Origin of the sequence: Clostridium sp. CM74B_53 (assembly GCF_036318045.1) — a bacterium.
GTDB lineage: Bacteria > Bacillota > Clostridia > Lachnospirales > Lachnospiraceae > Pilosibacter.
The window spans coordinates 83,145-100,746 of record NZ_JAWQDE010000012.1; the positions used below are offsets into that span (position 1 = coordinate 83,145).

Annotated in this window: 21 protein-coding genes; 19 read left to right on the forward strand and 2 right to left on the reverse strand. The window is 42.5% G+C overall.

Annotated elements, in window-relative coordinates; translation table 11 throughout:
• Positions 1-61 precede the first annotated feature (61 nt).
• From V2546_RS11170 to V2546_RS11190, 5 genes are all read left to right on the forward strand, one after another.
• Positions 62-1,315, forward strand: coding sequence for an ATP-binding protein (locus V2546_RS11170; protein WP_329752353.1), 1,254 nt, complete (start codon positions 62-64; stop codon positions 1,313-1,315).
• Between the two features lie 359 nt (positions 1,316-1,674).
• Positions 1,675-2,052, forward strand: coding sequence for a TnpV protein (locus V2546_RS11175; protein ID WP_158364530.1), 378 nt, complete (start codon positions 1,675-1,677; stop codon positions 2,050-2,052).
• 71 nt (positions 2,053-2,123) lie between these two features.
• Positions 2,124-2,558, forward strand: coding sequence for a hypothetical protein (locus V2546_RS11180; protein WP_015552611.1), 435 nt, complete (start codon positions 2,124-2,126; stop codon positions 2,556-2,558).
• 326 nt (positions 2,559-2,884) lie between these two features.
• The gene (locus V2546_RS11185; protein ID WP_329752354.1) at positions 2,885-3,253 is read left to right on the forward strand and encodes a hypothetical protein; all 369 of its coding nucleotides are present in this window, start codon (positions 2,885-2,887) and stop codon (positions 3,251-3,253) included.
• Between the two features lie 197 nt (positions 3,254-3,450).
• Positions 3,451-4,422 carry a hypothetical protein gene (locus tag V2546_RS11190; protein WP_015552610.1) on the forward strand — a complete coding sequence of 324 codons (972 nt, stop codon included), beginning with the start codon at positions 3,451-3,453 and terminating at the stop codon, positions 4,420-4,422.
• A 54-nt stretch (positions 4,423-4,476) separates the two neighbouring features.
• Here V2546_RS11190 and V2546_RS15735 read toward each other — a convergent pair whose 3' ends face one another.
• On the reverse strand, positions 4,477-5,481 hold the full coding sequence (locus V2546_RS15735) for a phage tail tip lysozyme (protein ID WP_015552609.1): 1,005 nt from the start codon (positions 5,479-5,481) through the stop codon (positions 4,477-4,479).
• Positions 5,482-5,887: 406 nt separating this feature from the next.
• On the opposite strand from V2546_RS15735, the gene V2546_RS11205 reads away from it, so the two are divergent.
• The 5 genes from V2546_RS11205 (at position 5,888) to V2546_RS11225 (ending at position 9,991) form a co-directional block, all read left to right on the forward strand.
• A complete protein-coding gene (locus V2546_RS11205; RefSeq protein WP_147324968.1) occupies positions 5,888-6,553 on the forward strand; it encodes a hypothetical protein in 666 nt (221 codons plus the stop codon).
• Between the two features lie 90 nt (positions 6,554-6,643).
• Complete coding sequence (locus tag V2546_RS11210; protein WP_015552608.1) at positions 6,644-7,642, forward strand: CHAP domain-containing protein; 999 nt, start codon at positions 6,644-6,646, stop codon at positions 7,640-7,642.
• Between the two features lie 137 nt (positions 7,643-7,779).
• Positions 7,780-8,463, forward strand: coding sequence for a transposase (locus V2546_RS11215; protein ID WP_329752355.1), 684 nt, complete (start codon positions 7,780-7,782; stop codon positions 8,461-8,463).
• Positions 8,460-9,425 carry an IS3 family transposase gene (locus tag V2546_RS11220; protein ID WP_329752356.1) on the forward strand — a complete coding sequence of 322 codons (966 nt, stop codon included), beginning with the start codon at positions 8,460-8,462 and terminating at the stop codon, positions 9,423-9,425. The genes V2546_RS11215 and V2546_RS11220 overlap by 4 nt, the downstream gene beginning before the upstream one ends.
• A gap of 272 nt (positions 9,426-9,697) precedes the next feature.
• Positions 9,698-9,991: a hypothetical protein gene (locus tag V2546_RS11225; protein WP_329752357.1), complete on the forward strand. Its 294-nt coding sequence runs from the start codon at positions 9,698-9,700 to the stop codon at positions 9,989-9,991.
• Between the two features lie 104 nt (positions 9,992-10,095).
• On the opposite strand, the gene V2546_RS11230 is transcribed toward V2546_RS11225, so the two are convergent.
• Entirely contained in the window at positions 10,096-10,902 is an 807-nt protein-coding gene (locus V2546_RS11230; protein WP_329752358.1) for a helix-turn-helix transcriptional regulator, read from the reverse strand.
• 484 nt (positions 10,903-11,386) lie between these two features.
• On the opposite strand from V2546_RS11230, the gene V2546_RS11235 reads away from it, so the two are divergent.
• From V2546_RS11235 to V2546_RS11275, 9 genes are all read left to right on the forward strand, one after another.
• The gene (locus V2546_RS11235) at positions 11,387-11,575 is read left to right on the forward strand and encodes a hypothetical protein (RefSeq protein ID WP_003533394.1); all 189 of its coding nucleotides are present in this window, start codon (positions 11,387-11,389) and stop codon (positions 11,573-11,575) included.
• A complete protein-coding gene (locus tag V2546_RS11240) occupies positions 11,572-11,913 on the forward strand; it encodes a DeoR family transcriptional regulator (protein WP_003533392.1) in 342 nt (113 codons plus the stop codon). Before V2546_RS11235 ends, V2546_RS11240 begins: the two co-directional genes overlap by 4 nt.
• Positions 11,906-12,202, forward strand: coding sequence for a DUF3847 domain-containing protein (locus tag V2546_RS11245; RefSeq protein WP_085532325.1), 297 nt, complete (start codon positions 11,906-11,908; stop codon positions 12,200-12,202). The genes V2546_RS11240 and V2546_RS11245 overlap by 8 nt, the downstream gene beginning before the upstream one ends.
• A 311-nt stretch (positions 12,203-12,513) precedes the next feature.
• Positions 12,514-12,768: a CPCC family cysteine-rich protein gene (locus V2546_RS11250; protein ID WP_003533390.1), complete on the forward strand. Its 255-nt coding sequence runs from the start codon at positions 12,514-12,516 to the stop codon at positions 12,766-12,768.
• A 21-nt stretch (positions 12,769-12,789) separates the two neighbouring features.
• Positions 12,790-13,194 carry a hypothetical protein gene (locus V2546_RS11255; protein ID WP_002594806.1) on the forward strand — a complete coding sequence of 135 codons (405 nt, stop codon included), beginning with the start codon at positions 12,790-12,792 and terminating at the stop codon, positions 13,192-13,194.
• Positions 13,195-13,378: 184 nt separating this feature from the next.
• On the forward strand, positions 13,379-14,959 hold the full coding sequence (gene mobQ / locus V2546_RS11260; RefSeq protein WP_329752359.1) for a MobQ family relaxase: 1,581 nt from the start codon (positions 13,379-13,381) through the stop codon (positions 14,957-14,959).
• 65 nt (positions 14,960-15,024) lie between these two features.
• Entirely contained in the window at positions 15,025-15,669 is a 645-nt protein-coding gene (locus V2546_RS11265) for a CHC2 zinc finger domain-containing protein (protein ID WP_240607268.1), read from the forward strand.
• Positions 15,638-16,975, forward strand: coding sequence for a virulence-associated E family protein (locus V2546_RS11270; protein ID WP_329752360.1), 1,338 nt, complete (start codon positions 15,638-15,640; stop codon positions 16,973-16,975). The genes V2546_RS11265 and V2546_RS11270 overlap by 32 nt, the downstream gene beginning before the upstream one ends.
• Before the next feature lie 241 nt (positions 16,976-17,216).
• Positions 17,217-17,450, forward strand: coding sequence for an excisionase (locus V2546_RS11275; protein ID WP_004612442.1), 234 nt, complete (start codon positions 17,217-17,219; stop codon positions 17,448-17,450).
• Positions 17,451-17,602 lie beyond the last annotated feature (152 nt).

The window sequence follows — 17,602 nt, forward strand, 5'->3', positions numbered from 1 at the left end:
TGCTTTTTTGCGTATTTCTGCATATAATATATTCAATAAGAGCAAAATGGAGGCGATTGATATGCGTGAAACAAGAATATTGGAGTTCAAGGAAACGATTACGAACACATTTTTAAAAACAGTCAGTGCCTTTTCAAATTATGATGGCGGAACCATTCTTTTTGGTGTAGATGATGATGGAAATATAAAAGGTTTGCCGGATGTCAAGCAAGCTTGTCTGGATATTGAAAATAAAATCAATGACAGCATTACACCGCAGCCGGACTATACGCTTGAAATACAGAATAATGACCAGACGATAAAACTTACTGTGAAAAGTGGACTTCAGAAGCCGTATCTATATAAATCGAAAGCCTACAAGCGGAATGATACAGCAACGATAGAAGTAGACACTCTGGAGTTTTCAAGGCTGGTACTGGATGGAAAAAACATTCGATTTGAAGAATTGCCTTGCAAAGATCAGGAACTGTCCTTTGAAATTTTACATCGTAAACTGAAAGAAACTGTCCGGATTGAAAATTTTGATAAGGATACGCTGAAAACATTGAACTTATATGACGATGTAAATGGATTCAATAATGCGGCAGGACTTTTGGCAGATAAAAATCATTTCCCCGGAATTGATATTGTCAAATTCGGAGAAAACATCAGTATCATTCAAAAGAGATCAACCTTTAAAAATATATCGGTTTTAGAGGTATATGAAAAGGCAATCGAGGTATTCAGAGACTATTATCAATACGAAGTAATACAAGGTGCTGATCGAAAGAAAATGGAGAAAATACCGGAAGCTGCTTTTCGAGAAGCAATCGCCAATGCTCTGATTCATAGAGTATGGGATGTGGATTCACAAATCAGAGTTTCGATGTTTGATGATCGAATCGATATTGTTTCTCCTGGTGGATTACCGTCCGGAATCACAGAGGAAGAATATCTGTCTGGAAAGCTTTCTGTTTTAAGAAATAGAAATCTTGCCAATGTATTTTATAGATTAGGATTCGTAGAGATATTTGGAACGGGAATTACAAGAATAAAACAACTCTATGCGGAAGCTTTGATAAAACCGGATTTTGAAGTTTCGGAAAATGCTATAAAAATTGTGCTTCCGATATTTGAAAAAAATGCTGATCTGACAGAAGATGAAATTGTAGTTTATAAGCTTTTGAGCAAGACGATGCTGAAGCCGATCAGCGAAGTTGCACCGTATGTACCTTTTGGTAAATCAAAGACAACAAAGCTGCTGAAAGAAATGTGTCAAAAAGGTGTGATCACAGTGGAAGGAAAAGGCAAGGGTACAAAATATATTATTAGTTAAGACATGGGTTCCTGAAACAGTGTTTCGGAAATTCAAAGAAAGCAACAGGTAGTAACAACTTGCTCAATCTTGCTCTGATTTGCCACAATCTGTAATTTCAGAGCATATCACCATAATCCCCGAAATCCCTCACAAAACAGGGCATTCCGGGGTAAATCAAGGAGAAACAAAACTATGATAAAAGTATTATTTATCTGCCTCGGCAGGATTTACCGGGCATGATGAAACGTCTCAAATCGTCTCATAACCCTCGATTTTAAGCGTTTTTTGTGTTTCGATCTCAAATTTACCAAAGATTTACCAATATTTCTGGAGAGTCAGACTTGCAAAAAATGGGCCAGAATGAGGAGATTAAAAATATGAGCGAATTGAAACCAAGAATAACGGAAAACGGAATTGATTATATCCTTGTCGGAGATTACTACATCCCAGACTTGAAGCTGCCGGAAGAACACCGCCCCATCGGAAAGTATGGACGGATGCACCGGGAATATTTAAGAGAAGTCCACCCAGCCAGATTGAACACATTGATACTGACCGGAGAGCTATGGACATATCTTGCAGACCTGAACGAACAGGCACAGGAACGGTTAGACACTATCATGGAACAGATGAAAGCTGCCGAGGGCGTGACAGAGGAATTAAAGCGCACTTCTCAAATGGAATGGGTGCAGCGTTGCAATAACATTCACAACCGGGCAGAGGAAATTATTTTGCATGAGAGGATTTATTCATAACGGTGTGATAGAATGATTATGACAAAACGGGATTTTGGAAGCAGGAGAAATCAAGATTGGAGGATAAATAGATGAACAAGATTTTCAAATGTCTTATTCGATTTTTGATAGAAGTGATAGTTATGACAGTTTTGATTGTTGGAATCAACATATTTACGAATGGTATGTATCTTTGGAGATTGCCTCGCATAAATAATATTCAGTCTGTAAATATCACGTATCCGAGTGTCACAGATGATGTTAAAGAAATTTCAAGCCGTGAGGATATTGAATTAGCCTTAAAGCTAACGGGATTTCTGAAATATGATTTATTTGAGAAAGTGAATAGCGAAGAAGAACCTACTATTACAATTACTTATTTTCTTAAGGATGGAACAAGCAAAACAATCTCCGCTAATAACACTACTGTCTGGTGGAACAATAAAATTCATGTAATCAAGGACAAGGATATGTTTATCAACCTAACAGAGGGAATTTTCTTTCTGGAAGATTTACAAACAAAGTAAATCAATTATAAATAACATAGAAAAGAGACCAAATTTTTCCGTAGGAAATGCAAGTGGTTGGAGCAAAAGAGTTATTATCTCAACGAACACATATACATATGATATCATTTTTTCGGGAAAATGTATTACGATTAATCATACAAAATATATACTGGATTCATCCATAGATTCAGAACTAGCAGAATATTATAATTCTTTGGATTATCCAGAAATGAATTATAATTGAAACAGTGCAGATGATTTTATGGAAGAGTTACCGCCGCATTAAGAGCAAATTAATCTTTAATGCGGCGGTTCTATGATTCTAAGTCAGTGAGCTTAGAGAATTGTTAGTTTTAACCCTGATAAGCATTCTCAGCTGCAAAGTTTTCTATAACCCGATATTTGCGGTCATGTGTGGTGGTATCATACTGGTAATAGGTATTGCTGGGGTAACCCTCATCCATGCCGAAGTAATAGTCCTTTCCGGCAATGGTTTTCCACGCAACAACAGGATATTTGTAACCCTTTTCCACATGCCACCATCGATTATTATCGTTGTGATCCTTTACCCAGCTCTGAACATAGTTGTCGCTGATCCATCCATCACTGAAATGGAACCAAAGATCTACGTTAATCAGTACACGATCGGTGGTCTGAATTACCGTACCTGTATTGAGTGTTTTGACAACGAATCAGTCTGGGGGCAGTTCTGACATTTACATTAGTTCCTTGTAACTCCGAGTAAATATTGACTGCCAAGTCAGATAATTCTTGATTGAAAAGACGAATAGGTTATGATACTATAACTTTGGGTATTATATTAAACAACTGCAATTTTGTCACTTTTTTGTCACTGGTACAAAATATTAAATGGCTTTATAATTATAGAAAACTGGGAGGATGAGCTGGAATGAAGAAATTGATAATTGTAGCTTTAGGAGTGTGTATACTTGGAACTGCATGTTCGAGAGATAATAATTTGGCAGAGAAAAATACTTTACAGCAGCCTCTGGAACAATCGGTAATGCTCCAAACAGAAGAAATTGAGATTCAGTCTACAAAAGAATCAAGTTCAGAACAAGAAATAATTTTATTGTCAGAAGAACCAGCTGAAACAGTAAGTTTGTCAGAGCCGGAGCATATGGAAGGATCAGCAGCAGCTTCTGTAGAAGAAAGAGATCGTACAAAAACCGATGCACTTCATAAAAATGACACGGCAAATAATTCATCTGAGGTTACATCTGAAAATACATATGAGATGAGACTATATACAAAAGCACCAAATCAGAATAGTACCATTAAAATCCAATATCCAGCTTTCTATGGAAGTAAAGCTGAAGAAATAAATTCACTGATTTTGGCCAAAGTACAGGATATGGCATCCCTCGACCCTTCGCTCTTTCCAGAAAACCCGAGGATAGACGTAAACTATCAATCCGCTGTTACCTTACAAAATTCAAAAATAATTAGTGTTGTTTTTTGGGGGAATACTGACATAGAGGTAAGTCAATTTCCAACTACTGACTTATATGCTCTCAATATAGATCTAACATCGTTAGAATTAATTACCCTAAAAGATTTATATACAGTCAATGCGGAATTTGAGAAGGTATTTTTTGAGAAAGCTTTTTTTCCCTCTGATCCAATTACTTCATACAGTGAGGAAAAATTTTCAGAGATGCTGAAATTACAAACTTCAGAATATACATTACCAAGTCCCTTTACTAATGCTGACAGTATGAGGTGCTTTTTAAAACCTGAGGGAATTGTTCTTAGCATGCCTGCGATACATGCGTCTGGGAGCGACCATTTTGAAGCTGAACTTTTGTACAGTGACATACAGGATTATTATTTGCCAGAGCAAATTTACTGGAATGAATAAATACGATTCCTCTTAAAGAAGAGAGACCGGATGATCCGGTCTCTCTTCTCCATTTTAAGATAACGCGTTAAACCATTCAGTTGCCTGGGCTCCTCGCGTTGCATCCTGCTGAGAATTCTTTGGTTTTTCATAGCAATGCAAGAACGCACAAGCAAGGTCGTAAGGCGTTTGTGTTGACTTAGTAAACTGTTGGAACGTAAGAGGATACTGTGGGGACTTAGGCGTATACTGTATCTCATTGGGATCGGTTGTAGTTACCTCAAATAAAATACGCTTTAACTGAGTATCCATGTCGAGCGGATACAGATTATTCTTAGCAGCCCAATCGTATAATTTTGTTGCTTTTGTCCACTGAGTTAAGCCAACCCCCAAATTCATATTGCCTGCGTCACCATCCTGCCAACGGCCGGGACTGATTGTGCTCTCAGACTGCATATTTCCAAGCATACCGCAAACAGCATTCTTTGTCCACCCTTTAGCTCTCAGGTAATTCAAAATATACTGAGCATTTACTTTCATCTGGCTTTCAGTTTGATAGTCATTACGGGCATAGACTTTATCGGCCGATGGAGCAGCTCCTGAGTATGCATTTTCTGTGGCATAGTTCTCAACAACTCTGTATTTATTGCGGTCAGGTGTTTTTGTAGTATATTCGGGCATGTAGACACCATCATCATCTACCCAGTAATAATTTACGCCATCTGCTGCTTTAATATAGCAGTAAACAAACAGATAAGCGTCTTTTCCAAAGCAGTAATCCTTCCCGCCAATGGTTCTCCAAGTGGCAGACGGATATCCGTAATTTTTTTCTACATACCACCAGCTATTATTGTTATTGTTATCTTTTACCCAACCCTCAACATACTTACCACTAATCCAGCCGTCACTGATATGAAACCAGGGATCTCCGCTGATCAAGGCGCGTTCGGTTGCCTGAACTACTTCACCGGCTTTCACCGATTTAACAAAGTCATACAGCTGTGGGCCTGAGCGAACATTAAGGCTATCCGCTCGAACTGTTAACTTTGCACTTGCATTAATCTTATACCAAGTTGCCATTTTTATTTCCTCCTAATTTGTTTTTGCTTTGTACGCGTACATCTGGTAATAAGGGGAAAATTAAGAAAATGGAAACTGACACACAAAAAATCCTTTAAATCTTGAAAATGAGATTTAAAGGATTTTGCATCAGATCATTTATTTATGAAAAACTCAAGCGTACTGCCAAAGTCAATGAAACGTAAAGGTTCTGTACCATCTGTTTTAAGTTCTGGGCAGGCAGATATTCCTAAATCTGAGCAAATATTGACTACCAAGTCAGATAATTTTTGCTTGAAGAGACAAATAAGTTATGATACTATAACTTTAAGTATTATATTAACAACTGAAATTTTGTCATTATTTTGTCACTGGTGCAATAAACTAAATGGTTTTATAATAATAAAAAATGAGAAGATGAGATAAAATGAAGAAATTATTAATTGTATCTTTAGGAGTTTGTATGCTTGGAACTGCATGTTCGAGAGATACGAATCGGATCGAGGAAAACACCTTACAACAGTCTCAGGAACAATCAGTAATACTCCAAACGGAAACAGAAGAATTTGATATTCCCGCTACAAAAGAATCGAGTTTAGAACAAGAGGTTCTTTTAGCATTAGAAGAACCATCTGAAACAGCGGGTTTATCAGAAGCGGAGTATATGGAAGAACCAACTGAAGCATCAGAAGAAAGAATAGAACAGTTATTGAAACAGGCAGAAACTGATGCAGATCAAGACCGTTATTATATTGTGGAAGCAATCGATAACGAGGAAGCAAACAAAAGGGATACAGATGCAAAATTATTTATAAAGGAACAATATCCGGATTACTTTTCCAGCACAGAGCTGCTGGAAAGAGGAATAAAATATGGACATTATGAGGAGACAATCTATTCAGAATTTGCCGATAAAAATAACGGATATGGAAAATACTACCAGATGGGAAAAATTTTATCTGATACAACACAGAGGATTTACATGGGAACATCCAGTTTAGATGATGACGATGTTATGGAGCAGTTAACTCAGTTGGAAGAACTGCTTCGGTTCTTTTATAGAGATTATTACGGAAATAATAGCAAAAAATAGATTTATGTAGTTTCTGTTTTGAGCAAAAGCTCCTTATTAGTTGATGTAACCGGTTATAAAAATAACATATCGATGAAAGGAGCTTTTATTATGTCATTAATTGATACTATTATTAGCAAAGCATTAGAATTTGAAGGAGTTAGTGAATCGCCGCCTGGAAGTAATAATGTTATTTTTAATACAGATTATTATGGAGAGGAAGTTGAAGGAGAGGCATATCCATGGTGCGTTACTTTTTTGTGGGATGTCTTCCGGATGTGTAATGCCTCCTCTGTATTTTGCGATGGTCAAAAGACCGCATCTACAGAATTTGTTTATTCTCATTACAACGATGGGCGCCTGTTTTCACAGGGACAGGCAGGCGATATTGTCTTGATTAAGACATCCAGCGCAGCAAGCAACCGTAATGTAAATCATGCTGGTCTGGTAATTAAGCGTAATAACGATGGCTCTTATGATACGGTTGAGGGGAACACAGGCGGGAATATTGCAGATGGCGGTGCGGTTATGCGCAGAACGCGTAGCATGAATGGAAGCGGTTATAAAATTGTTGCCTTTGCACGTCCGACTTATGGGGCAATCGAACCGATGGAAGAGATTGCAATCTCTGCGAAATTGACCGTACAGGGAACGAATGTAAATGTCAGAACCTCTCCCAACACTAATGCATCCATTGTAAAAAAGTTAAATACTGGTGCGGAGATTCAGGCATCCAGCCGTGTATTGATTAACGGAGATCCTTGGTTCCATTTCAGCGATGGATGGATCAGCGGCAATTATGTTCAGGGCTGGGTAAAGGACTATAACGATAACAATAGATGGTGGTATGTTGAGAAAGGTTACATATATCCAAAAAGCGAATGGAAAACCATTGCTGGAAAGGATTATTGTTTCGGCCCGGATGGTTATCTGTTTGTGGAGTGTTATATTAAGTCTGAAGTCAATAGTAATTACTATTGGGTAGATGATGACGGAGTGTATATGAGCCAGTATGACACAACAACACCTGACCGCAAATACCGGGTTGTGGAGAATTATAAGACCGAAAATGCCTATCAGGGATATAGCGGTTACGTGTTTAGCCATTGAAGAAATATAATACCATTTGGTCCGTTGTTTCGATATGTGAATTAATTCGGTAAAAAGAGAAAGGCACTTCCAGTGATGATATGATACCTCCAAAGTAGGCAGGTTAAATAACCAAAATCTACTTTGGAGGTATTTTTATGGGTAGGAAGCCCAAGTGTACAGTTGAAGAAAAAGTTGCTGCTGTTGAGGATTACCTGAATGGAACACGTTCTGTCTCTGAAATCATGGCAGATTTATGTATAAAAAGTACACGAACCATAAGGGACTGGATATTGGCATATCAGAATGGAGGTATGGAAGCTCTTTGCCCTGTTACAGCCAATCACTCCTATTCCAGGGAATTTAAGCTTGAAATGATTCAAAGATATATTGCCGGGGAAGGTTCGGTTACCGATTTATGTGCCAGATATGGCATCCCTGCACATGTTACACTGCAAAACTGGATTTCGTTGTATAATGCCAATAGAGAACTTAGGGATTATGATCCCAAGAGGGAGGTCTATATGGCAGAAGCACGAAGAAAGACAACGATAGCTGAACGTAAAGAAATCGTCGAATACTGTATTACCCACAACCGAGATTATAAAGGAACAGCTTCTCTGTATGATGTTTCTTATGGGCAGGTGTATTCATGGGTAAAAAAATATGATGCTAGTGGGGAAGAGGGTCTGTCCGATAAACGCGGACGTCACAAAACGGATGATGAAGTCGATGAGCTGGAACGGTTACGCCGGGAGAATATGCGACTAAAACGCCAGCTTGATGAAAAAGACATGGTAGTGGAACTGTTAAAAAAAGTGAAAGAATTCGAAGGGATGTGAGGTTTGGAAAACTACGGTTTGAATCAAAATATCTGGCAATAAAATATTTTCATGAAGGAAAACAATGGAGCATCAACTGGATGTGCAAACAGCTGGGGATATCGCACGCGGCTTACTACAAATGGTTGCACCGACCGATTACGGAGCAGGAATCCGAAAATAGAAAACTGGCAGAACTGATAAAGGAGTATGATGAGCAGTTCGGGCATATCCTGGGATACAGACGGATGACAAGCTGGATCAACCATTTCAATCACACCAGTTACAGCAAGAACAGAGTCCACAGAATCATGAAGAAGCTGGGAATCCACTCTGTTATTCGTAGAAAAAAGAAGAAATACCATCCGTTCAAGCCGGAGACGACAGCGGAAAATAAGCTGAAAAGGGATTTCAATGCCACAAAACCTAACGAAAAATGGGCTACTGATGTCACGGAATTCAAGATTCCTGAAACAGGAAAGAAGCTATATCTTAGCGCCATCTTTGATTTATATGACCGTTTTCCTGTTGCATACGTTGTAAGTAAAAGAAATGACAACAAGCTCGTATTTGATACTTATGACAAGGCACTTATTGAAAATCCGAATGCAAAACCGATTTTTCATAGTGACAGAGGATATCAATATACCAGCAAGGTTTTCCAAGCAAAGCTCCAGAATCAGGGCATGGAACAATCCATGTCCAGAGTGGGGCGTTGCATAGATAACGGTCCTACAGAAGGGTTGTGGGGAATCATAAAATCGGAAATGTATTGTATGTACCAGATAACAGATGAGCAGTCCCTTCGATCAGCAATTGACGGATACATGAAGTTTTACGCCGAGGAAAGACCTCAGGATCGGTTTTACTGTAAAACTCCGTCAGAAGTAAGGCGGGATGCATTATCGGCAAAGGAACCAGTGCAATATCCCATTGCTGAAAACAAACGGATTGCAGCATACAAATCCAAATGGTGTGCGTAACTTTAAACATACCCCCAGAGTTGCATTGTAAAATTGACGATGGAATAAATGTTTCATAAACATAAATATCCGCCACATCAGATCAGATATGGCGGATACATTTAGAAATTAATTTTAAATATTTTGCTTGTCTACTTGACAAGGGGCAGATCAGGAACTGAAAGTGTCTTTCTTTTGCAGCATGAAACTTTCTAAGTTTTTTTAATAAGAACTGGTATTAGAGATGGTAATAGATTTTAGATGGCAAAGATGAAATTTGCTATGGTGGCGATTTGAAAGTGACATCAGATGATTTTGGCGATATTACCACATATTCAACTACCATTTATATCAATGGAAGTGAAAAAGAACCTTTGCTTTCTAATAGTGTTGATGACCAGACAGGTGGGACAATAGATTTATCTGGAAATATTGGAAAAATTTATGGTGACATTCTCAAAGATAGAGATGCTGATAAGTTGACGGATAATTTGTGGTTTGAATTGAAAACAACCAATTTGAGAGGAGAAGAAAACACTTATCAAGTGCAATTAGAGACAACTGAAATCACAAAGGAAGTCAAATAGTAACTTCTAAGTTCCAACTTGTCATTCTGAAAATTTAACTGAATAACCACAGCACAAACCGCTGCTACATGGAAGCTAACAAACCATGCAACAGCGGTTTTTCTTTACCGTTTTTTCCTCTGGCTGATTGACGTCCCCATTTTCTTTGATTTTTTAAGAATCCGAATGAGCCAGCGAAATTCTTCGTCTGACAGATTTTTATAGTTGATACCAAGCTGCTTGCAGTAAAGGACAACGAGCTTTTCATCCCGGCTGCCCTTGAAGTTTTCGACCGCTTCCAGATTTTCTTTCAATTCATCGGCAACGGTGGTCTGGGGCGCACTCTCACTGTCTTTTTTGTGAGCTTCCCGAATATCCCGGATAATAAGGTTGAGGTCATCCAGCACCATGTGGCTGAAATATTCATCATCGCTGATATGGGCGGCTTGCAACACTTTCAAATGGGGGTCATCTTCGCCGGGGCGATACCGTTCAATGATTTCATGCCGGACGGTATCGACAAGGGCGTTGAGGTTCTGAATCTGCATGGTGGCAATCCCATCCACATAAATCTCAATGTCCGCAAGAAACTTGATAAAGTCCTTATGCGTGGCAAGTTCGCACAGCAGACGGTTGTTAATCCGACCGCTTTTCAGAAGTGCTACCATCTCATCACTCAAATGCAGCTCCCTTAATGGCGTGTTGATCTCCGCTCGATTCTCTGTCCGGCAAAAGAGATAATCGAGGGACACCCCATAAAAATCTGCCAGCGTGATAAGGTTTCCATGATTGATTTCCTTATAGTCATCTTTTTCATAACTGCCAAGAGCCGATTTTGAAATACCCGTTTGCTCTGCCAGTTCTTCCAGTTTTAATCCTTTGTTTAATCGTAAATCTTTTAGCCGTTCCTGTATTGTAGTAGCTCCGTTCATTGAAGCAGTTCCCCCTTTCTAACGACATTTATACCCGTTGAATTGATTATATCATATCAATTCCGCAATCGTGGAAATTTCTGATTTTTACCCCTAATTCCTACTTTGTGGACATACGGCACAGGGCACAAAAATGTTCTATGATACAGGTAGTTCATCGATGGATTATTCCAATCGAATGACCAGCCTGTGTGGGATATGCTTCCCCGGCGATGTAGTGCCATGACTTTTGGCAGGGATATGGAGGAACCCTGACCAAAACGAGCGTACCAACGGGAGCGATACGCCGCTGTGAGATTCAGGGGAGGAACGACACCGGGGAGAACTGGCGAACTGACACCGAAATGATACCGAAACACGACAATCTGATAGGGGGATAGTCTACCCTATCGTTGATACTTCGGGAGATTTTAGGCGGTTCTATGGCTGTAATTTTGCCAAAAATCGCCCCGAAACCATACACAAAAACGGGAGGGAGCGCAATATGCCGAGAATGAGCAAAAAGAGAAAGCATGAGCTTTCCTTTTACCTCAATGACCGGGGGCGTGTCACTTACAACGAATTATGCCGGAAATGCCAGCATGGGTGCAGGCAGAGCTTCCGGGCGGTTGTGATTAACTGCCCCCGTTATTTATCTAAACGAGCAAAGAAAAAGGAGGAACACACCGAATGAATTTTGAATTTATGACGATAGACACACCATTGCCGCTCTGTATGCCCTTTCCCAGAGCGTTAACAGGATTTCCAGTCAGCAGCACCGCAAAGGTTATGTACTGCCGGATGCTGGACGCTATGCTATCCAAAGGGCAGGAGGACGAGAACGGAATCCTGTTTGTCTGCTTCCCTGTCACAGCCCTTGCCGCAGTCCTGTCCCGCAGCTCTATGACGGTCAAGCGTTCTTTGAATGAACTGGAAACCGCCGGACTTATCATGCGGGTGCGTCAGGGCGTGGGAGAACCAAACCGGATTTATGTGTTGATACCGGGAAAGGAGGACGCTGCCCTTGCCTGATACCTCAAAGCTGGAAAAGCTCAACCGGGAGCTGGAGAAAAGCGAAAAGAAACTGCGGAAAGCCATCAATGATGAAAAGGCATTGCAGCACCAGTTGAAGCAGCTTACCCGAAAGGAACGGACGCACCGGCTCTGCACTCGTGGCGGTATGCTGGAAAGTTTTTTGCAAGAGCCGGAACGCCTGACCGATGATGATGTTATGCTGTTGTTGAAGCTCATTTTTCACAGACAGGACACGCAGGAATTATTGAAAAAACTGCTGGAACGGGAGAAGCCGGAACCCCCTTAGTTTACTAAGGGCGCAATTATACACCACCTAAAGGTTGGTGCATTGCGTTCTCCGAAGGCTCCTCGCCGGAGGGCTGTGATTTTCCGCAGTCATGGTCTGCTCCAAATCATACAGGAGACGCTACGCTTCCCCTGCGCTGGCTGCCGCCAGCTACCCTTTTGTGGACTTGCCATCTGAGGACACCTTGCGTTGCAAGCTGTTCCCAGCCGACAAGTTTCATAAAATATGCTATCTTTTCGATAGGCAGTGAAGTATAATGAAGTAAGCAATAAATCGGGAATTTGTGGTTAAGGCTTAAACGGGAGGTTTATATGAAAAAATATCAATGTCCTTGTTGTGGATATTTTACCTACAATGTTCCGGCAAATGAAGATTGTGGGTATATTTGTCCTATTTGTTTTTGGGAGAATGACCCATTCATTACTTCTGATAGTGAACCAAGTGACTCAAATCATGGAATAACGCTAAAAGAAGCGAAATCCAATTTCTCAAAATTTGGTGCTTGTGAAAAAGAAATGTTATGTTATGTCCGACCACCAAGAGATGATGAAAAAGAAATTTCATAGTAGTGTGTAAAGGAGAATCAAATGAAGCATAAAAAGTTTTTGTTAATTGCACTGATATGTTTAATCGGTATAGGTATTAGCTTTCTTTTGTTTTCTGCTCATAGACCATTCAAAGATTTAGAGGCAGCAGATATTACTTCGGCAAGTGTTCGGTTATCGCCACCTGATACAACAATTCAGATAGTGGAAACAGAGGAATTAGTATCATATCTCAATGAGGTAGTTATTTACAATAAGGACAACTCATATACAGAATATGCCGGACAAGCAGTTATTTTCACTCTGTCTTTGGCAGATGGTTCTCAAGTGGAGATTATAGCATACAATCCATTTATTATAATTGACGGTATTGGTTATAAATGCAAATATGAACCTTGTGAAGCTCTTAATCATTATGCTAATGAGCTAATGACAAGAGAACCATAATTTTTAAGTGTACCATCTACCCATCGGGTCAACTTGTCCCGAACTTTTACAACTAAATATCCGCCGCCCTCACAGCGGCACACCGAGCAGGAAATCTGAAAAAAGGTCTCCTGCTTTTTTTCTGCCCAAAATGAGGTGGTAAAACGCCACCCCATCCACCAACTACCGAAAGGAGGGACACGAAATGCCCTGTCCACACAACGAAATCACGATTGTTCAGCGCAGCCAGCGGCAGTCTGCGGTTGCCGCCGCTGCTTACCAAAGCGGCGAAAAGCTGTTCTGTGAATACGACCAGCAAGTGAAGCACTACCCGGAAAAGCGTGGCATCGTCCACAATGAAATCCTGCTCCCGGCAAATGCCCCGCCGGAGTATGCAGACCGCAATACCTTATGGAATGCCGCCGAAGCGGTGGAGAAGCAATGGAACTCCCAGCTTGCAAGGCGGTGGGTGCTTACCATCCCCAGAGAGATACCGCCCGACCAGTACGCTGTCCTTGTCCGGGAGTTTTGCCAGCAGCAGTTTGTTTCCAAAGGCATGATTGCTGATTTTGCAATCCATGACCCCCATCCGCCGGGACACAATCCCCACGCCCATGTCCTGCTGACTATGAGAGCAATGGACGAACATGGAAAATGGCTTCCCAAGAGCCGCAAGGTTTATGACCTTGATGAAAGCGGAGAACGGATAAAACTTCCGTCCGGCAGGTGGAAAAGCCACAAGGAGGATACGGTTGACTGGAACGACCAGAAGTATTGTGAAATCTGGCGGCATGAATGGGAGGTCATCCAGAACCGCTATCTGGAAGCCAATGACCGCCCGGAGCGTGTGGACTTGCGTTCCTATGCCAGACAGGGGCTTGATATAGTCCCCACTGTCCATGAGGGGGCTGCTGTCCGGCAGATGGAAAAGCGTGGCATCCAGACGAATATCGGCAATCTGAACAGGGAAATCAGAGCTGCCAACAGCTTAATGCAGTCCATCCGGCAGCTTATCCATAACCTCAAAGGCTGGATTACCGAGCTGGGCGAAAAACGGAAAGAACTGCTTGCACAAAAGGCGGCGGAGGAAGCGACACTTCTTCCCAATCTGCTGATGAAGTATATGGAGATACGAAAGGAAGAACGGAAGGACTGGACAAGGGCTGGACAGAACCGGGGAACTTCACAGGACTTAAAGGCAGTCAGCGAAGCCCTGTCCTATCTCCGGCAAAAGGGGCTTTCTACTGTGGAGGATTTAGAAGCATTTCTGGAAGCGTCCGGGAAATCAGCCACCGATTACCGCAGTCAGATGAAGCCAAAGGAAGCCCGCAGTAAAGTGATTGACAGGCTTCTTGCCAGCCGGACAGACTGCAAGGAATGTAAGCCCGTCTATGAAAAGTACCAGAAGATATTTTTCAAGAAAACAAAGGAAGCGTTCAAGCAGGAACACCTGGAGGTTGCCCGGTATGAGAAAGCCGCCGCCTACCTTGCCAAGCACCCGGACGATAAGGATAAAACGAAAAAGGAGCTGCAACAGGAGCAGGAAACGCTTCTCAGCGAAATCGCAGACCTGAAAGTACCGCTGACCGAGGTACAGGAGGACTTGAAGAAACTGCGGGACATCCGCTACTGGGTACGGAAAGCCACACCCGGCACAGAGGAAAGCAAAGAGCCGCCCAAGAAGCAGCCCATCAAAGAAGTCTTGCAGGATAAGGCAGACGAGAAAAAAGCACAAAGAACAGCCCAGGCACAGACGAAACACAGACAACAGGATATGGAACTTTAACAGGCACTTGCCATTTTCAAGCAGAGAATGTCAGGTGCTTTTCTTATTTTCAAGGAGGGATAGATTTGAATGTATTTGAAGCTGTGAAGCAGTCCGTCACAACCAGGCAGGCTGCGGAGCATTACGGAATCCATGTAAACAGGAACGGGATGGCTTGCTGCCCGTTTCATCACGATAAAACCCCAAGCATGAAGCTGGATCGGCGTTACCACTGCTTCGGCTGCGGTGCGGATGGGGATGTGATTGATTTTGCCGCCGCCCTGTATGGGCTGGGAAAGAAAGAAGCCGCCGTACAACTGGCACAGGACTTCGGGCTTTCCTATGAGGACTGGAAACCGCCGGGAAAGGCAAAAAAGCCCAAGCCCCGGCAGAAATCCCCGGAGGAACAGTTTCAGGAAGCAAAAAACCGTTGCTTCCGTATCCTTGCCGATTATCTCCACCTGCTTCGAGTGTGGAGAAAGGAATATGCCCCGCACTCCCCAGAGGAAGCCTTTCATCCCCGGTTTGTGGAAGCCTTACAGAAGCAAGCCCATGTGGAATATCAGCTGGATGTGCTGCTCTTTGGGGAAACAGAGGAAAAAGCGGCTTTGATTACGGACTACGGAAAGGATGTGATACAGATTGAACAGCGAATGGCAGAGCTTGCAGCCGCAGACGCAGCAAGAACTAAAAAACACCATGAACGCCATGCAGCCACCCCAGAGCATTGAGGAAATCAAGGCGGGGATGGAAACTACCGAGAAAGGCGGTGTCCGTCAGAGCATACGAAACTGCCTGACTGTATTCCAGCGTGACCCGCTGCTTTCCGGGGCTATCGCATACAACATCCTGACTGACCGCAAGGACATCATAAAGCCCATCGGCTTTCACAGGGAAAGCACCGCCCTGAACGATACGGACATGAAGTATCTGCTTCTCTATCTGGAAGAAACCTACGGGCTTACCAATGAGAAAAAGATTGATAACGCCATCGGGATTGTGGCGAATGAAAACAAGTACCACCCCATCCGGGATTATTTAAGTTCCCTTGTGTGGGACGGGACAGAGCGAATCCGCTTCTGCCTGCGGCACTTTCTGGGGGCTGACACAGACGATTACACCTATGAAGCATTGAAGCTGTTCCTGCTGGGTGCAATCTCACGAGCCTTTCAGCCGGGGTGCAAGTTTGAAATCATGCTCTGTCTGGTTGGAGGTCAGGGGGCTGGCAAGTCCACCTTCTTCCGTCTGCTGGCAGTCCGGGATGAGTGGTTCTCCGATGATTTGCGGAAGCTGGACGATGACAATGTGTACCGCAAGCTGCAAGGTCACTGGATTATTGAAATGTCAGAAATGATGGCAACCGCCAATGCCAAGAGCATTGAGGAAATCAAGTCATTTTTAAGCCGGCAGAAAGAGGTCTACAAGATACCTTATGAAACCCACCCGGCAGACCGCCCCCGTCAGTGCGTGTTTGGCGGCACTTCCAATGCCCTTGACTTCCTGCCCCTTGACCGTTCCGGCAACCGTCGCTTTATTCCCGTCATGGTGTACCCGGAGCAAGCCGAGGTTCACATTTTGGAGGACGAAGCTGCTTCCAGAGCCTATATCGAGCAGATGTGGGCGGAAGCGATGGAGATTTACCGAAGCGGCAGGTTCAAGCTGGCTTTCAGCCCCACCATGCAGCGGTATCTCAAAGAACACCAGCGGGATTTTATGCCGGAGGACACCAAAGCCGGAATGATACAGGCGTATCTTGATAAGTACATCGGGAACATGGTTTGCTCCAAGCAGCTCTACAAGGAAGCCTTGAACCATGCCTTTGACGAGCCGAAGCAATGGGAAATCCGGGAAATCAACGAGATTATGAACCAGTGCATTACTGGCTGGCGGTACTTCCCGAATCCAAGAATGTTTTCCGAATATGGCAGACAAAAGGGCTGGGAGCGTGAAAACCCGGCAACGGACTCCGGCAACCCGTCTGAAAAAACGATGGACGGTTTTGTGGAGGTCACAGAACAGATGGAGCTTCCATTCTGAAAATGACAGCCCGTTGCATCCCCTGTTGCTATCCCGTTGCCGAGCCGGTTGCCGGGGAAAACCCCGAAACTATCAGCTTTTCTCCCTTATAACAACCAAAACAACAGAAAAATAAAAGAAAAGTATAAATAGTAAGTAGTGCCAGATTGAGATTGTTTGCAAGGTCTTTTGAAGCCCGTTGCCGGACTTCGTTGCCGACACCCTCTGTCTGGCTATTTTCATGTATGGAGGATAACTGCCTATGGCGAATAATAAGATGAATATTGAAGGAAAAAATTACTCGGATGTTCCGGTGTGGCGTAGATATACGCTTACCATTGAGGAAGCAGCCAGATATTATCATATCGGCGAAGGAAAATTGAGAACGCTTATTGACACACATCCCAATGAGGATTTTTATGTGATGAACGGCAATCGTGCCCTCATTAAGCGTGAGAAATTTGAGAGGTATCTGGATCAGGCTACTGCTGTGTAAACAGAGCTGACAGATTTACCGATTTGCTGACTTGAAAAAGTAAATTCCAGTGAAAAAGTAAATTCCACCGCTCTTTTAAAAGTTGCTTATAATCTAGTGATTTTTAAGAAGAAAAGCGGAATCTATGCTATAATACAAGTAATCTATGGCGA

What these genes read in the sequence shown, in the direction of transcription:
- V2546_RS11170 (WP_329752353.1), top strand. Translation starts at nt 62, where the DNA reads ATGCGTGAAACAAGAATATTGGAGTTCAAGGAAACGATTACGAACACA.
- V2546_RS11175 (WP_158364530.1), top strand. Translation starts at nt 1,675, where the DNA reads ATGAGCGAATTGAAACCAAGAATAACGGAAAACGGAATTGATTATATC.
- V2546_RS11180 (WP_015552611.1), top strand. Translation starts at nt 2,124, where the DNA reads ATGAACAAGATTTTCAAATGTCTTATTCGATTTTTGATAGAAGTGATA.
- V2546_RS11190 (WP_015552610.1), top strand. Translation starts at nt 3,451, where the DNA reads ATGAAGAAATTGATAATTGTAGCTTTAGGAGTGTGTATACTTGGAACT.
- V2546_RS15735 (WP_015552609.1), bottom strand. Translation starts at nt 5,481, where the DNA reads ATGGCAACTTGGTATAAGATTAATGCAAGTGCAAAGTTAACAGTTCGA.
- V2546_RS11205 (WP_147324968.1), top strand. Translation starts at nt 5,888, where the DNA reads ATGAAGAAATTATTAATTGTATCTTTAGGAGTTTGTATGCTTGGAACT.
- V2546_RS11210 (WP_015552608.1), top strand. Translation starts at nt 6,644, where the DNA reads ATGTCATTAATTGATACTATTATTAGCAAAGCATTAGAATTTGAAGGA.
- V2546_RS11215 (WP_329752355.1), top strand. Translation starts at nt 7,780, where the DNA reads ATGGGTAGGAAGCCCAAGTGTACAGTTGAAGAAAAAGTTGCTGCTGTT.
- V2546_RS11230 (WP_329752358.1), bottom strand. Translation starts at nt 10,902, where the DNA reads ATGAACGGAGCTACTACAATACAGGAACGGCTAAAAGATTTACGATTA.
- V2546_RS11235 (WP_003533394.1), top strand. Translation starts at nt 11,387, where the DNA reads ATGCCGAGAATGAGCAAAAAGAGAAAGCATGAGCTTTCCTTTTACCTC.
- V2546_RS11240 (WP_003533392.1), top strand. Translation starts at nt 11,572, where the DNA reads ATGAATTTTGAATTTATGACGATAGACACACCATTGCCGCTCTGTATG.
- V2546_RS11250 (WP_003533390.1), top strand. Translation starts at nt 12,514, where the DNA reads ATGAAAAAATATCAATGTCCTTGTTGTGGATATTTTACCTACAATGTT.
- V2546_RS11255 (WP_002594806.1), top strand. Translation starts at nt 12,790, where the DNA reads ATGAAGCATAAAAAGTTTTTGTTAATTGCACTGATATGTTTAATCGGT.
- mobQ (WP_329752359.1), top strand. Translation starts at nt 13,379, where the DNA reads ATGCCCTGTCCACACAACGAAATCACGATTGTTCAGCGCAGCCAGCGG.
- V2546_RS11270 (WP_329752360.1), top strand. Translation starts at nt 15,638, where the DNA reads ATGAACGCCATGCAGCCACCCCAGAGCATTGAGGAAATCAAGGCGGGG.
- V2546_RS11275 (WP_004612442.1), top strand. Translation starts at nt 17,217, where the DNA reads ATGGCGAATAATAAGATGAATATTGAAGGAAAAAATTACTCGGATGTT.